The sequence below is a fragment of the Natrarchaeobaculum aegyptiacum genome (assembly GCF_002156705.1).
Lineage (GTDB): Archaea > Halobacteriota > Halobacteria > Halobacteriales > Natrialbaceae > Natrarchaeobaculum > Natrarchaeobaculum aegyptiacum.
The window spans coordinates 1,803,978-1,817,719 of sequence record NZ_CP019893.1; the positions used below are offsets into that span (position 1 = coordinate 1,803,978).

The 13,742-nt window shown below is 64.1% G+C and carries 14 protein-coding genes and 1 pseudogene; 10 read left to right on the plus strand and 5 right to left on the minus strand.

Features of this window, described 5'->3' with window-relative positions; all coding sequences use genetic code 11:
• Positions 1–5 precede the first annotated feature (5 nt).
• The 4 genes from B1756_RS08930 (at position 6) to B1756_RS08945 (ending at position 3,580) form a co-directional block, all read left to right on the plus strand.
• A complete protein-coding gene (locus B1756_RS08930) occupies positions 6–1,241 on the plus strand; it encodes an MFS transporter (protein WP_086888227.1) in 1,236 nt (411 codons plus the stop codon).
• 92 nt (positions 1,242–1,333) lie between these two features.
• Positions 1,334–1,807, plus strand: coding sequence for a plastocyanin/azurin family copper-binding protein (locus B1756_RS08935; protein ID WP_086888228.1), 474 nt, complete (start codon positions 1,334–1,336; stop codon positions 1,805–1,807).
• 155 nt (positions 1,808–1,962) lie between these two features.
• Complete coding sequence (locus tag B1756_RS08940) at positions 1,963–3,075, plus strand: pyridoxal-phosphate-dependent aminotransferase family protein (RefSeq protein ID WP_086890115.1); 1,113 nt, start codon at positions 1,963–1,965, stop codon at positions 3,073–3,075.
• A gap of 91 nt (positions 3,076–3,166) precedes the next feature.
• Complete coding sequence (locus B1756_RS08945) at positions 3,167–3,580, plus strand: hypothetical protein (protein ID WP_086888229.1); 414 nt, start codon at positions 3,167–3,169, stop codon at positions 3,578–3,580.
• Positions 3,581–3,593: 13 nt separating this feature from the next.
• Here the strand turns inward: B1756_RS08945 and B1756_RS08950 are convergent, their stop codons facing one another.
• Positions 3,594–3,782: a hypothetical protein gene (locus B1756_RS08950; RefSeq protein ID WP_086888230.1), complete on the minus strand. Its 189-nt coding sequence runs from the start codon at positions 3,780–3,782 to the stop codon at positions 3,594–3,596.
• Between the two features lie 57 nt (positions 3,783–3,839).
• Positions 3,840–4,871, minus strand: a complete 1,032-nt coding sequence (gene radA, locus B1756_RS08955) for a DNA repair and recombination protein RadA (protein WP_086888231.1) — start codon at positions 4,869–4,871, stop codon at positions 3,840–3,842.
• 165 nt (positions 4,872–5,036) lie between these two features.
• Between radA and B1756_RS08960 the strand changes: the two genes are divergently transcribed.
• The 3 genes from B1756_RS08960 (at position 5,037) to B1756_RS08970 (ending at position 9,427) form a co-directional block, all read left to right on the plus strand.
• Complete coding sequence (locus B1756_RS08960; RefSeq protein ID WP_086888232.1) at positions 5,037–6,329, plus strand: amidohydrolase; 1,293 nt, start codon at positions 5,037–5,039, stop codon at positions 6,327–6,329.
• A 207-nt stretch (positions 6,330–6,536) separates the two neighbouring features.
• The gene (locus tag B1756_RS08965; RefSeq protein WP_086888233.1) at positions 6,537–7,892 is read left to right on the plus strand and encodes a proline-rich domain-containing protein; all 1,356 of its coding nucleotides are present in this window, start codon (positions 6,537–6,539) and stop codon (positions 7,890–7,892) included.
• Between the two features lie 245 nt (positions 7,893–8,137).
• Positions 8,138–9,427 (plus strand): adenosylhomocysteinase, encoded by a 1,290-nt coding sequence (locus B1756_RS08970; protein ID WP_086888234.1) that lies wholly within the window; start codon positions 8,138–8,140, stop codon positions 9,425–9,427.
• 264 nt (positions 9,428–9,691) lie between these two features.
• Here the strand turns inward: B1756_RS08970 and B1756_RS08975 are convergent.
• Positions 9,692–9,910, minus strand: a pseudogene (locus B1756_RS08975) (DUF8008 family protein); the annotation flags it as partial.
• A 189-nt stretch (positions 9,911–10,099) separates the two neighbouring features.
• Between B1756_RS08975 and B1756_RS08980 the strand changes: the two are divergent.
• Positions 10,100–10,444 carry a MarR family transcriptional regulator gene (locus tag B1756_RS08980; protein WP_086888235.1) on the plus strand — a complete coding sequence of 115 codons (345 nt, stop codon included), beginning with the start codon at positions 10,100–10,102 and terminating at the stop codon, positions 10,442–10,444.
• On the plus strand, positions 10,445–10,780 hold the full coding sequence (locus tag B1756_RS08985) for a growth inhibitor (RefSeq protein WP_086888236.1): 336 nt from the start codon (positions 10,445–10,447) through the stop codon (positions 10,778–10,780).
• A 733-nt stretch (positions 10,781–11,513) separates the two neighbouring features.
• Here B1756_RS08985 and B1756_RS08990 read toward each other — a convergent pair.
• Together B1756_RS08990 and B1756_RS08995 are read right to left on the minus strand one after the other, a co-directional pair.
• Complete coding sequence (locus B1756_RS08990) at positions 11,514–12,686, minus strand: DUF8008 family protein (RefSeq protein WP_228434564.1); 1,173 nt, start codon at positions 12,684–12,686, stop codon at positions 11,514–11,516.
• Complete coding sequence (locus B1756_RS08995) at positions 12,679–13,215, minus strand: hypothetical protein (RefSeq protein WP_086888237.1); 537 nt, start codon at positions 13,213–13,215, stop codon at positions 12,679–12,681. The genes B1756_RS08990 and B1756_RS08995 overlap by 8 nt, the downstream gene beginning before the upstream one ends.
• A 243-nt stretch (positions 13,216–13,458) precedes the next feature.
• Between B1756_RS08995 and B1756_RS09000 the strand changes: the two genes are divergently transcribed.
• Entirely contained in the window at positions 13,459–13,719 is a 261-nt protein-coding gene (locus tag B1756_RS09000; protein ID WP_086888238.1) for a hypothetical protein, read from the plus strand.
• The last annotated feature ends 23 nt before the right edge of the window (positions 13,720–13,742 follow it).

Genomic DNA, 13,742 nt, shown 5'->3' on the forward strand with positions numbered 1-13,742 from the left:
CGTTCGTGCACCCGACCGATCGCGACCGGATCGTGCTCGCCGCGGTCGTCTTTACCGTGCTCTTCTCCCAGCTGTTGCTCTACCCCGGCATCGCGACGCTCGTCGAGGCCCTCGGTGCAGACGCCGACGCGGGAACCTCGCCGTTCGCCGCGACCGAACTCGACGCCAGCATGTGGTTTCTCGTCGCCGAGTTCGTCGGCTACGTCACGTTCGTCGGCATCTGGGGCGTCCTGAGCGACGTCACCGGCCGGCGAACGCCGTTCGTCGTCGCTGGCGCGCTCGCCGGCGCAGTCGGTTACGCCACTCTCGCCGTCGTCCCCGCGATCGGTTCGCTCTCGTTCGACGCCGTCCTCGTCGTCCGGTTCTTCCAGGGTGCGATGACCATCGGGGCCTTCTCGCTCACCATCACCATGCTGATGGACCTGGAGGGCGGCCACGGCCGGAACATGGGGGCTGCGGGCATCGCCATCGGCCTCGGGGCCGCCCTCGGCGCGCCGATCGGCGGCCAGCTCACCGGCCTCTCACCCGTCGCGCCGCTGTTCGCTGCTGCTGCACTGCTCGTCGTGGTCGGCACGCTCGTCGCCACACTCGAGGACCGCGCGCCGGAGACGCGCCGGACTCCACGCGCACTGCTCGAGGGCGTCCGTCGGCGGCCGACGCTGTCGATTCCCTACGCGTTCGGGTTCGTCGACCGGATGACTGCGGGCTTTTTCGCGCTCGTGGGGACGCTGTACTTTCAGGCGACATTCGGCGTCGACGCGGCGACGACCGGCCTGCTGCTCGCGTGTTTCTTCGCTCCGTTCGCACTCCTGCAGTATCCACTCGGGATGCTCTCCGATCGCATCGGCCGGACGATCCCCATCGTCGTCGGCTCGCTCTGTTACGGCGGCGGAATCCTCCTCGTCGGTGCCGCGCCGTCGGTCCTGACCGCCGCACTCGCGATGATCCTCGTCGGTGTCCTCGGCGCGCTCGTCTCGCCCGCGACGATGGCGCTGGTTACCGATCTGGCCGACGACCGCGAACGTGGCGTCGCGATGGCCGGCTTCAACGTCGCCGGCAGCCTCGGTTTTCTCGGTGGCTTCCTCGTCGGCGGCGTCGTCGCCGGCCGCTACGGCTACGATCCGGCGTTTCTCGTCGTCGGCGGCCTCGAGATTGCGATCGCGGTCGTCGCCGTGCCGGCGTTTCTCAAGCTCGGCCTCGAATCGTCCGATGCAGTCGAACGCGGTGACCCAAATGCGTGAAGAACCTGTCGATATATCGTGGTATGTCCACACATGGCGATGTACGTTCGGAGGATATCCATTTTTATGTACGCACACCTAACCGGTCGGTGATGACGCGAGACAGTGCGATTTCGCGGCGAACGGCGTTGAAACTCACCGGTGGCGCGGCCGCGACAGCCCTCGTCGCTGGGTGTAATGATAACGGGAACGGCAACGGCGAGGACGACGATGCCGATGCCGAGCCCGACGGCTTCGAGATCGAGCCCGGGACGGAGATCGAGTTCGACGCCCAGACTCCCGGCTGGGTCGGTATGGAGCCTGCCGAAATCGACGGCGAGGAGAACCCGACGCTCATCCTCGAGGAAGGCGAGGAGTACACGATGGGCTGGAACGAGGGCGACGGTGCCGAACACAACATCGAGATCCGCGACGACGGCGGCGACGTCGTGGACGATCTCCAGACCGAGGAAGTCACCGAAGGCGGCGAGGACCAGTTCCTCACCTTCGAGGCCAGCTCGGAGATGGCTGCCTACGTCTGTGATCCCCACGAGACGACGATGAACGGCGACCTCGTCGTCGAGTAACTGCCTCGATCGATCTTCGATTCGTTCTCTCGACGGCCGGTAGTCGTGAGCCGCTGCTCTGGTTTTCTGCCAGTCGTCGGTCACCCCGACTGGCAGCAGCGCATCAAAAGTGCCATACCGTCTCCGCTCGCACAGTGGCCTATCAGGTGAGTTTCGTGACCGAGAAACGCGAGTACACGGGCGACTATCCCGACAAGACGCTGTACATTCCGGGCCCGACCGAGGTGCGCGAGGACGTCATCGAGGCGATGTGCGAACCAACCTTCGGCCACCGAATGGACCGAATGACCGACCTCTACACGACCATCGTCGAGGACACGAAGACGTTCCTCGGGACCGACAACGAGGTCATCATCCTCACGGGCTCCGGAACGGAGTTCTGGGAGGCATCGACGCTGAACCTCGTCGACGAGAACATCCTCGTTCCGACCTGTGGCAGCTTCAGCGAGCGCCACGCCAACGTCGCCGAACGACTTGGCAAAGACGTCGACCGCCTCGAGTACGAGTGGGGACAGGCGATCAAGCCCGACGACATCCGCGAGACACTCGAGACGAGCGACAAACACTACGACGTGGTCGCGACCGTGATGAACGAGAGTTCCACGGGCGTCCGCAATCCCATCGAGGAGATCGGCGACGTCGTCGCGGAGTACCCGGACACCTACTTCGTCGTCGACGCCGTCTCCGCACTCGGCGGTGACTACGTCGACATCGACGAGCACGACATCGACGTCATCTTCACCTCGACCCAGAAGGCCTTCGCCATGCCGCCGGGACTCGCCGTCTGCGTCGTCAGTAACGAGGCCTACGAGCGCGAACTCGAGAAGGAATCTGCCTCGTGGTACGGCGGCTTCCAGCGCTGTCTCGACTACTACGAGCGCAAGGGCCAGACCCACTCGACGCCCGCCATTCCGATCATGCTCGCCTACCGAAAACAGATGAAACACATGCTCGAGGAAGGCCACGACGCCCGCGACGAGCGCCACCGCGAGATGGCCGAGTACACTCGCGAGTGGGCCCGCGAGCACTTCGACATGTTCCCCGAGGAGGGCTACGAGTCCCAGACCGTCAGCTGTATCGAGAACACGCAGGAGATCGACGTCGCCGCCACCATCGACGCCGTCAGCGAGGAGTACGACTTCGTCTTCTCGAACGGCTACGGCTCCGCACTCGGCGAGCAAACGTTCCGTATCGGCCACATGGGCGAACACGACCTCGAGTCGATTCAGGCGTTGACCGACGCGATCGAAGACGTCGCTGGACTCTGAGTTGGCGGCGGCCCTCGTCGCGGGTCGGCCAGCAATTCGTTTCCATGGTTGCCAGCCCCGCGCTTACCCCTCCAGTTGCCGTGGAATGCCCATGGTCGACACCGCGATCGGGTTCGTCCTCGGGGCAGTCATCGGTGCCATCGCCACCGCCGCCGGCTCGTACCTGCTGTACTGGAAACGCGAACGCGACGCCACCCGTCGACTCCGCCGGGCGTTCGCCGAAGAACTTCGCTCTTACGAGTACGTCGACGACGTCGTTGCCGAGGGCGGCTACGAACGCATCACGGCGCGCGTCGAACGCCCGGTGATCTACGAGTCCGCCGCCGGCGACCTCGGCCTCCTCACGGAACGAGAAATCGGTCGCCTCGTGGCCTTCTACAGCGCGCTCTCGTGGCTCGAGGGACTCGAGGATCCGGAGGACAAGAAAGAGCGAATCGAGAGCGTCGTCGAAAAACGACAGGCAGCGCTCGAGACACTCGAATCTGCGGACACCCGCGACCGCTAACGGTTCGCCCCAGTCACTCCCAGTTCGCTCGCTCCTGCTCGAGAAATTCGGCTGAATCGGCCGATTTTCCAGTGGACTTTGCCCGCTCTCTTGCTCGCTCGAGACGATTGCGGGGGTCCGTGGGGACGCGAACGGTGCGATAGTCCCCGTCGAGAGTCGGCCTGACGATGGTCGTCGTCGTCTCGTTCGAGTCGTCACTCATCGGGTAGCAAAATGCGGGAGTGGAAAATATGCGTTTCCCAGGCGCGCGGTCGGACCGTTACTCGGGCTTCAGCCCGTCTTCTTCGACGCGCATAACGGCCTCGCCGTCGGCGAGGTTCGGCGCGTCGACCAGTCGGACGATCCGCTTGTCACCCTTCGACTTCCGGAGGTAGATTCGGAACGTCGACTTGTGGCCTAAGATGTTCCCACCGATGGGTTTGGTCGGGTCGCCGAAGAACGCGTCGGGGTTCGAGGTGACCTGGTTGGTGACGATGACGGCGGCGTTGTAGAGGTTGCCGACCTTGTCGATGTCGTGGAGGTGCTTGTTCAGCTTCTGCTGGCGGTTCGCGAGTTCGCCACGGCCGACGTACTCGGCGCGGAAGTGGGCGGTCAGCGAGTCGACACAGAGCAACTTGACGGGATACTCCGAGTCCTCGTGTTCGCCCGCGAGTTCTTTGGCCTTCTCTGCGAGCAGCATCTGGTGGTTCGAGTTGAACGCCTTCGCGACGTGGATGTACTCGAGGAACGAGTCGACCAGTTCCTCGAGGGCGGCCTCGTCGTCCGGCGTGCCTTCGATCTCGCGGTCTTCCATCGCGGCGGCGATGGCGTCGTCCGGCAGTCCCCGGACCATGTCGTCGATTCGCTCGGGACGGAACGTGTCCTCGCTGTCGATGAAGATACAGGAGCCGTGGAGTCCGCCGACTTCCTGGGGAAGCTGGACGTTGACGGCCATCTGGTGGGTGACCTGCGATTTACCGGAGCCGAACTCGCCGTAAACTTCGGTGATCGACTGGGTCTCGATGCCACCACCTAGCAGGTCGTCGACTTCGTCGATGTGCCAGCTCAGCTTCCCGATCTTGTTCCGGCGCTCGAGGACGGTCGAGCCGGTCTCGAAGCCGCCGACGTCGGCGGCGTCCCGGGCCGCACGGACGATGTCGCCAGCGGTCGAGTCACCGACGTCCGCGGTGTTCGACAGCTCTGCGGGAGCGGCGACGGCCAGGCTCTCGAACGAGTCGTAGCCTGCGTCTTTGAGTTTGTCTGCGGTCGCCGGTCCGACGCCGGGGAGTTCCTCGAGATCTGCTTCGGGCATACTCCACCGTTGTGCCGGACCCCTCATAAACCTCCGTTAACAGGAGAGTGAAAGTGAAAGTGCCGGACTGCGACGGGGTGATCGAGCCGCTGGCTCGTCGTGACTGGTCGTACGTCCGGTCCAGTGTGTGGGCGTATAAGGCGGTCGGGCGACTACCCTCGAGCGATGACGACGCTCTCGATCACCGGCGGGCAGGTCCTGTTGCCCGACGGGACGGTGACGCGCGCGGACGTACTGGTCGATCAGGATTCCGGCGAAATCCTCGAAACCGGGGCCGACCTGGAAGGCGACGCGACGCTCGATGCAGCCGACTCGCTCGTGACGCCCGGGTTCGTCAACGGCCACTGTCACGTCGCGATGACGCTCCTGCGTGGCGCAGCAGACGACAAGCCCCTCGACGCGTGGCTGCAGGAGGACATCTGGCCCGTCGAGGCCGAGTTGACCCCCGAGGACGTCCGCGCCGGGGCCGAACTGGGCATCCTCGAGATGATCAAAGGCGGCGTCACGGCCTTCTCGGACATGTACTTCCACGTCCCCGAGATCGCAACCGCCGTCGAGAAAGCCGGCGTTCGTGCCGTGCTCGGCCACACCGCCATCACCATCGGCAAGGACGAGGCGGACGCGAGGGCGGATATGGAGGAGAGCCTCGCGGTGGCGACCGACCTCGACGGGGCGGCAGACGGCCGAATCTCGACCACGTTCCAGCCACACAGCCTGACCACCGTCGGCGAGGAGTACCTGCGAGAGTACGTCCCGCGGGCGCGCGAGGTGGGGCTCCCGATTCACTTCCACGCCAACGAGACGACGAACGAGGTCGACCCCATCGTCGAGGAACACGGCGTCCGACCGCTCGAGTACGCCCGCGACGTCGGCCTGCTCGAGGCCGAGGACTTCGTCGCCCACGGGGTACACGTCGACGGGACCGAGATCGACCTCCTGTCGGAGACGGGCGCGAGCGTGATCCACTGCCCTGCATCGAACATGAAACTGGCGAGCGGGATGGCCCCGGTCCAGCGACTGCGCGAAGCGGGCGTCACCGTCGGCCTTGGAACCGACGGTGCGGCCTCGAACAACGACCTCTCGCTGCTCGACGAGGGCCGCGACGCCGCGATGATCGGCAAACTCGCCGCCGAGGACGCCAGTGCCGTCCCCGCCGATGCCGTCGTCGAGATGCTGACCCAGGGCAGTGCCGACGCCATGGGCCTTCCTGTCGGGCGACTCGAGGCCGGTGCGCCCGCGGATCTTGCCGTGATCGACCTCGAGCGACCCCACCTCACGCCGGCTCACGACCTGGTGAGCCACCTCGTCTACGCCGCGGCCGCGTCGGACGTCCGCCACACCGTCTGTGACGGACAGGTGCTCATGCGCGACCGCGAGGTCACCACGCTCGAGGAGGATGCGGTACTCGAGCGTGCCAGCGAGGCGGCGACGCAACTGTTCGAGCGCGCCGAAGGGTAACTACTCGCGTGGGTGGGGACTTCGGAGCCACTATCTGCCGTTCTGATCGTTCGCTTTTCCCGTTGTGCCATCGCTGGATGGAACGCGAAACTAAACGCTCACTGGTGCCGATAAACCCTCTGAACGACTCTCGGTTCGTTTCGAAGGGACTGAACGAGGCGGAACTGCCGGCGGGGTTTATCCACGATATCGTGAACGTCCAACTGGATGATCAGGTTGAACCATCTCGCGGTGGCGCTCGCGTTCGCCATGCTCGTCGCTGCGGTCGCTCCGGTCGGGGCGGCTGCAGCCGACCCCGACGACGACGAACTGTCGCTCGTAATCAGCGACGGCGTCGTCTCGGTACAGTCGAACGACAGCGCCGTCGAGAACGCGACGGTCGAGGTATCGCTCGTAGACGACGAAGACGACGACGCATCGTACGAAGGCACGGGAACGTACACGACCGACGCCGACGGCGAGGTCGCCCTCCCCGAACCCAACGAGTCGGTCGAGGTGACCGTCGTCGCGTCCACGAGTGCCGATAGCGTCGAGACCGACGCGACGCTCGAGCCTGCGGCTGACGAGGAAGACGACGAGGGCGATGAAGGGGACGACAAGGAAGACGAGGCTGACGACGCTGACGACGAAGAAACCGACGATGCTGACGACCTCGTCGAGAATCTCTCCGTCGACGTCACGCAGGACGACGACGCGAACGTGACCGTCACCGTCACGGACGACGACGCAGACGAAGATAGCGAGAACGCGACCCTCGAGAACGCGTCGGTCGACGTGACCGCAAACGTCTCCTACGACGGCACGGGCGAGTACGTGACCGACGCGAACGGCACCGTCTCGCTCGTCGCGCCGACCGACCCCGTCGAGGTGACCGTCGAGGCGAGCTACGAGAACGGCTCGGCCGAGGCGACCGCGGTGCTCGAGCCCGCGGCAGACGACGAGGAAGACGACGCTGAGGACGAGCGACCCGACGACGACGGCCCATTCGGTGCGATCGTCTCGTGGTTCGTCCAGACGCTCGAGACCGACGGCCCGCCGGGACAGGCCATCTCTGACTTCGTCACGAGTAACAACCCCGGTGACACGCCCGACCACGCCGGACCGCCGGCCGACAACGAGAGCGATCAGGGGCCGCCAGCACACGCTGGCCCGGGTGCCGACAACGAGAGCAATCAGGGGCCGCCAGCACACGCTGGCCCGGGTGCCGACAACGAGAGCGATCAGGGGCCGCCAGCACACGCTGGCCCGGGTGCCGACAACGAGAGCGATCAGGGGCCGCCAGCACACGCTGGCCCGGGTGCCGATGCCGACGACGGTGAGAGCGACGATGACGCCGGTGACGACAACGATGGCGACGACGCCGACTCGAACGTCACCGCGACCGGCGCAACAGACGATAGTCAGCAGGGACCACCGGATCACGCCGGCCCCTCGAGTGACCGGGCTGGTGGCGACGACAACGGGAACGGGAACGGGAACGGGAACGGGAACGGGAACGCTGCTGGTGGAAGTGGGAACGGGAACGGAAATGGTGGCGGACCACCCGGACACGCCGGTCCATAACGGCCGGCACCTGCTCATCCGGCCCTGAACCCCGACGCACACCCCTCGAGCCCACACCGACGCCCATCGACGCACGACTGCCGTCAGAGGCACACCGTCACGGCGTCGGCCGGACTCGAGGTGCACTGCGCTCGAGCGACTCGAGCGTGAGACGATCCACCCCGGCCCGGATCCTCGATCGAACTGTTCTGGCACCCCGACCATGCTTCGGTAGCGTTTTGCCTCCGGTACCACTCTATCGAGCCATGACCGAACACGCGTATCCGCCGATCAGCGACCAGCTGGACGATGTGGACGCAGCCCGCGAGGAGGGCCGTCGGAAGATGGACTGGGCCGCCCAGCACATGCCGATCATGGAGGCCGTCCGCGAGGAGTTCGTCGCCGACCAGCCCCTCGAGGGCGAGAGTATCGCGATGGCGATGCACGTCGAGGCGAAGACCGCGGTCCTCGTCGAGACGCTCGCCGAGGGTGGTGCCGACGTTGCGGTGACGGGCTGCAACCCGCTGTCGACCCACGATGACGTGAGCGCGGCCCTCGACGCCCACGAGTCGATCACCTGCTACGCAAAGCGCGGCGTCGACGACGAGGAGTACTACGACGCCATCGAGGCCGTCATCGCCCACGAACCCACCATCACGGTCGACGACGGGATGGACCTCGTCGCCGCGATTCACGAGGACTACCCCGAACTGATCGACGGCATCGTCGGCGGTGCCGAGGAGACGACCACGGGTGTCCACCGCCTGCGCGCGATGGACGACGACGGGGCCCTCGAGTACCCGGTGTTCGCCGTCAACGACACGCCGATGAAGCGGCTGTTCGACAACGTTCACGGCACCGGCGAGTCCTCGCTGGCCTCGATTGCCATGACCACGAACCTCTCGTGGGCCGGGAAGAACGTCGTCGTCGCCGGCTTCGGTTACTGCGGCAAGGGCGTCGCCCGCAAGGCCGCCGGCCAGAACGCGAACGTGATCGTGACGGAGGTCGAACCCCGCCGCGCGCTCGAGGCCCACATGGAAGGCTACGAGGTGTTGCCTATGTCGAAGGCTGCGGCGGTCGGCGACGTCTTCCTCACGACGACTGGCAACCGCGACGTCATCGTCGAAGAGCACTTCGAGAAAATGGGAGACGGCGTCTTGCTCGCCAACGCCGGTCACTTCGACATCGAGATCGACCTCGAGGCCCTCGAAGACCTCGCCGTCGACACCTACGAGGCCCGCGACGGCGTCGACGCGTACGAACTCGCAGACGGTCGCCGACTCAACGTCGTCGCCGAGGGCCGCCTCGTCAACCTCGCTGCCCCCGTCTCGCTCGGTCATCCCGTCGAAGTGATGGACCAGAGCTTCGGCATTCAGGCCGTTTGCGTGCGCGAACTGCTCGAGAACGGCGACGACTACGATGCGGGCGTCCACGACGTCCCCGACGAACTGGACACAGAGATCGCCGAGATCAAACTCGCAGCCGAGGGCGTCGAGTTCGATTCGCTGACCGACACCCAGCGCGAGTACATGGGCTCGTGGGATCACGGGACCTGATCGGACGCTCGGATTTTTCGATTCGATGGTCGACTGGCCCTGTTCGGACCACCGCTCCCTCGAGTAACGTCTGATAGTCAGTTTGGGCTGGTGCTGGGACCATCGACACCCACTCGAGCGGGACGCCCCACGGTACCTAACCCCCACAGACCGCGTTCCTCCAGTGAGTGGGCGGTACTGATTGACCTGGGGAGTACTCTCTCGAGGTGGTCTGTCTGTCTGTCGCTGTCTCCGTTTCGCGAGGACACCAGCTGCCATCGGCTCTTACGTCTCGTCTCCCCTCGAGTCGTCTCCCCTCGAGTCGTCTCCTGTCGTCTCACCCGGAATCTCGGCGTCGTCGGGGAGCAGGAGTCGTCGCTCGGTGTATGCGAGGCCGTTCTTCCGCCGGTTGCGTTTGCGCACTGCGACGCGGTTGTTCGAGCGCTCGAGGACGGCGTCGATCACCCTCGAGACCAGTTTCTTCGCGTCGGTGTCGCCGACGCCGCTGTTTCACTCGGCGAAATTACCCTCAGATAATCTGGTCACCGTCTTCCGGTCCGCTCTCTCCGTTCAGGATACGTTCACGTGGCGCGTCGTTGGGTGCCGTCCGGTCCTCCCAGCTCTTCCCTTCCACACGTGAGTGACACCAGTGACACACTAACTGTTATGACGTGGGATACAGTAGTGACACCTGTGCCGATCGATATCGAGACGTTCGACGCGAGCTCCGAACACGAACTCACGGGAGAGACGAATGCAGAGCGAATCATCACGTTCCTGGCTCGAAACGATGACAAGGCGTTCACGCCCGCTGAAATAGCCGACGGATCTGGTGTGAAGAAGGGATCGGTCAGTACTGTGTTGAGCCGACTCGAGGATAAACAACTGGTCCGGCATAAGGGTGAATACTGGGCAATCGGAGACATGGACCGCGTTCGTGATGCATACGATTTCCACAGGACCGTTCAGCGATTGGACGACCAGTACGGTGACGAAGACCTCGAAGAGTGGCAGGAACATGCAGCCGAGGATGCGTAGATGGAGTACGATCGAGGAGACGTCGTTATCGGCTACGACAAGTTCAAGGAAGAATCGGCTGGACGTCCGTTTTTGATCATCAGCGACGAAGAGACACCATTTCACGGGGAACAGTACATCGTCCTCTCGCTCACAACACGAACGTGGTACAAGGACCGTCTCCCGATTGACGAATCCGATTGGACCGACGGTGGCGCGCCACGATCGAGCTCGATCATGCCGTGGTCAGTGAACTCCATTAGCGCCACCGAAATCGACGTCAGACAGGGAACACTCAGGGAATCGATCGTCACGACTGCGACGGAACACCTCTCCGAGTACGTTATCGCTGATTGACATCCTCCTCCGCGTAAACGCGGAGGAATCCCGAGCGGTGGGAGTTTCAGGTTTCCAGTCCAACCGGCGGACTACCACACCTTTCGGGCGCGGGTAGTCCCACAGTCTCGGTGTGGTGGACTGCTGGCCATGCCAAGTGGCCGTTACCCCTATCCTCGACCCTGTTTGGCGTCCCGGTGTTGTTTTTGCCACAGGGACGCCAGCAGGTGTCAGCAGAGTCGGGGGTATCGTCGTGCTCGCTTCGAGCAGTCGGCACGTTGGCACACCCTTCGGAGATGTGGCGTTCACGGACTGCTCTTTCGGATATTGTCTCATTACGTGGGTGGACAGGCCACCTCCGCAGGACGGTTCGGAATCCGCTCCGTTCCGACCAACTCCTACTTTCCAGAAGAACGGCCTGTGACTTAAATATCGCCGTGAGAAACTCGGCGAAGCAGCTGAACGGTGGGTTATGACCACAAGTGACGGCGCGTATCCACGGCCTGAAGACCGTGGTATTGCGCCTGTTCAGCGTATAACCGTTGACAGCCGTCGTCTCCGGGCAGCCCCTCGAGCCCTGTCCGTCGTCTTGCCCACCGACGCCCACTCGAGTGAGATACCCACCACTAACCATCCCTCGAGCAGCCGCGGTCGCGTGCGTTGTGCGTGATCGAAGAGAGTCAGTCGACCTCTCTCGAGGCGGTTTTCATCTCAGTGTCCCCGGTCACCCGAGGACACCAGCTGTCACCGGCGCTTACGTCTCTTCGCCACTCGAGCCTTCTCCACTCGAGCCTTCTCCCCTCGAGCCTTCTCCCCTCGAGTCGTCTGTTGTCGTCTCGCCCGGAATCTCGACGTCGGCGGGGAGTACGAGTCTCCGTTCGGTGTACTCGAGGCCGTTCTTCCGCTGATTTCGTTTGCGGACTGCGACGCGGTTGTTCGACAGGTCGAGAACGGCGTCGATCACCCTCGAGACGAGTTTCTTCGCGTAGGTATCGCTGATGCCGGGTTCCTGTCTGCGAATCCAGTGTTTGAGATCGCTGGCTGTGACGTACTCCGCGATGTCCTTGCAGCCGGGCTCCCACGGGTCATCACCGACGCTCGGATCGGTTCGGGCCTGCCAGAGTTTCGCGGCGAGGCGCGTCGGTAACGCGTTCGCCGCCGAGCGCAACATCTCGTCGTCCATCCGGGCCAGTTGCTGAATCGGCAGGAGGTCGCCATAGGCGAGTGTGACGGACCCTCCACGCTCGAGCGGGTCGGCCTGCTCCGGTAATCGGTAGTATTGCCGCCCGTCGTCCTTCCGGATTCGCTCGAGTCGGTTCTCGGGTACCTCGACGGTGTCCACGTCGACGGTCGCTGCGAGCAGGTGGGCTCCCTTCTCGAGTTCGCGGGACTGGAGTTCGGCGATCCGGTCTTTGTTGGCCGCGAGCTTGCGTTCGTGGGCTGTGAGGCGGGCCTCGATGGGGTCCGGGTCTGTGGGGGTGGTCTGGTCGTGGGTGGTGTGGGTCTCGTCGGGTTCGTCGGTCTGGTGGGTTTCGGTGGTCTCGTCGGGTTCGTTGGCCTCGAGCCCGTCCAGCCGGTCGACCGTGGTCGACAGCTGCGTCTCGAGCTGGGTGACGGTCTGCTCGAGGGTGGTGAGGCGGTCGTGGTCGTCGTGGTCCTGATCGGATCGTGGTGCGTCCGCTCGAGTCCCCTCACCCTCGAGTCGGTCGCGATCGGTTCGGGCTGCCTGCTGATCGGCCTCGAGTCGTTCGACTCGAACCACCAGTTCGTCGACTCGCCTCGTCAGATCGTCCAGCGCGGTCAGCAAGTGCTCGAGTGACGCCGACTGGGTGTGGTGCTCGCGTGGCTGGTGGTCATGCTCGCGCTCGGCTCTGGGTTCGGATTCAGGCGGCTGGCGTGGTGACTCCTCGTCGTCTCCGTCACTCATCGTCATCACCGCTACGGGTTGGCTCGCTCGAGTCTGTGAGTGAGTCGGCTGGGTTGGTGGGTGAGTGGTCGCTCGAGTCGGCTGGGTCAGTGGGTGAGTGGTCGCTCGAGTCGGCTGGGTCAGTGGGTGAGTGGTCGCTCGAGTCGGCTGGGTCAGTGGGTGAGTGGCCGCTCGAGTCGGCTGGGTCAGTGGGTGAGTGGCCGCTCGAGTCGCTGGTCGAATTCGCTGTCGACCCGTCACCCGGTCGGTACGAAATCGCCCCCTCCGGGCCGAGCACCGTCAACCCGACCTGACTCGCCTCCGCCCTGATCTGGAGCAGGTGTCGGCGGACTGCCTGTCGCTCCCGATCGGACAGGTCGTCGATCGCGTCGTCTTCGGGGGCCGGGGCCTCGAGCGCCGCGAGCAAGGTACTGGTCAGGGCGTCGACCTGCTCGAGGTGACTGTGAATCAGTTCGGGGGTGGGGTGGTCTCGAGTCGGTGCGTCCGGTCGGTCGGGGCTTTGATTACCCCGTGAATCGTCGTTGGACATGGCTTCCGTAGGTGCGTTACGGGAGCTGTGGCAGGGGGTGCGCTACCACCACCCTGCTATTCTGCGGACAATCTCGAGTGATCAGTCCGAAGTATCCCGTTGGCCTGTATTGTATTCTGCTCTACAAAAAACTATTCTATAAGCAGTTTGGAAAACCTATACAGTCGCTAAAGCAACCTTATAGCTGTTAGGATCTCTCTTCTTGCGTACTTTCTTTGAACACTGCTTTACATAGCTAGAGAGATGCGAAAGCGAGCCGACTGGATGACCCGGACGGACGACGAGATACTCGAGTACCTTGACGAGCAGGGTGCAGGCACTCCCAAGGCGATCGCCGATGCGATCGATCGAAATAACCAGTACATCGGGGTCCGGTGTCGGACGCTCGCTTCCTACGGATTGGTGGAGAAACCGTCTCGAGGATTCTACGTGATTACCGACGACGGTCGTTCCTATCTGGAAGGCGAACTCGATGCCAGCAAACTCACCGAAAGCGAGCAGTAACTGCTCTCTCAACGGGTGCTTGC

Bases quoted from the DNA above. Each gene is read 5' to 3' on its own strand.
- B1756_RS08935 (WP_086888228.1), top strand. From the start codon at position 1,334: ATGACGCGAGACAGTGCGATTTCGCGGCGAACGGCGTTGAAACTCACC.
- B1756_RS08945 (WP_086888229.1), top strand. From the start codon at position 3,167: ATGGTCGACACCGCGATCGGGTTCGTCCTCGGGGCAGTCATCGGTGCC.
- B1756_RS08950 (WP_086888230.1), bottom strand. From the start codon at position 3,782: ATGAGTGACGACTCGAACGAGACGACGACGACCATCGTCAGGCCGACT.
- radA (WP_086888231.1), bottom strand. From the start codon at position 4,871: ATGCCCGAAGCAGATCTCGAGGAACTCCCCGGCGTCGGACCGGCGACC.
- B1756_RS08960 (WP_086888232.1), top strand. From the start codon at position 5,037: ATGACGACGCTCTCGATCACCGGCGGGCAGGTCCTGTTGCCCGACGGG.
- B1756_RS08965 (WP_086888233.1), top strand. From the start codon at position 6,537: ATGATCAGGTTGAACCATCTCGCGGTGGCGCTCGCGTTCGCCATGCTC.
- B1756_RS08970 (WP_086888234.1), top strand. From the start codon at position 8,138: ATGACCGAACACGCGTATCCGCCGATCAGCGACCAGCTGGACGATGTG.
- B1756_RS08985 (WP_086888236.1), top strand. From the start codon at position 10,445: ATGGAGTACGATCGAGGAGACGTCGTTATCGGCTACGACAAGTTCAAG.
- B1756_RS08990 (WP_228434564.1), bottom strand. From the start codon at position 12,686: ATGAGTGACGGAGACGACGAGGAGTCACCACGCCAGCCGCCTGAATCC.
- B1756_RS08995 (WP_086888237.1), bottom strand. From the start codon at position 13,215: ATGTCCAACGACGATTCACGGGGTAATCAAAGCCCCGACCGACCGGAC.
- B1756_RS09000 (WP_086888238.1), top strand. From the start codon at position 13,459: ATGCGAAAGCGAGCCGACTGGATGACCCGGACGGACGACGAGATACTC.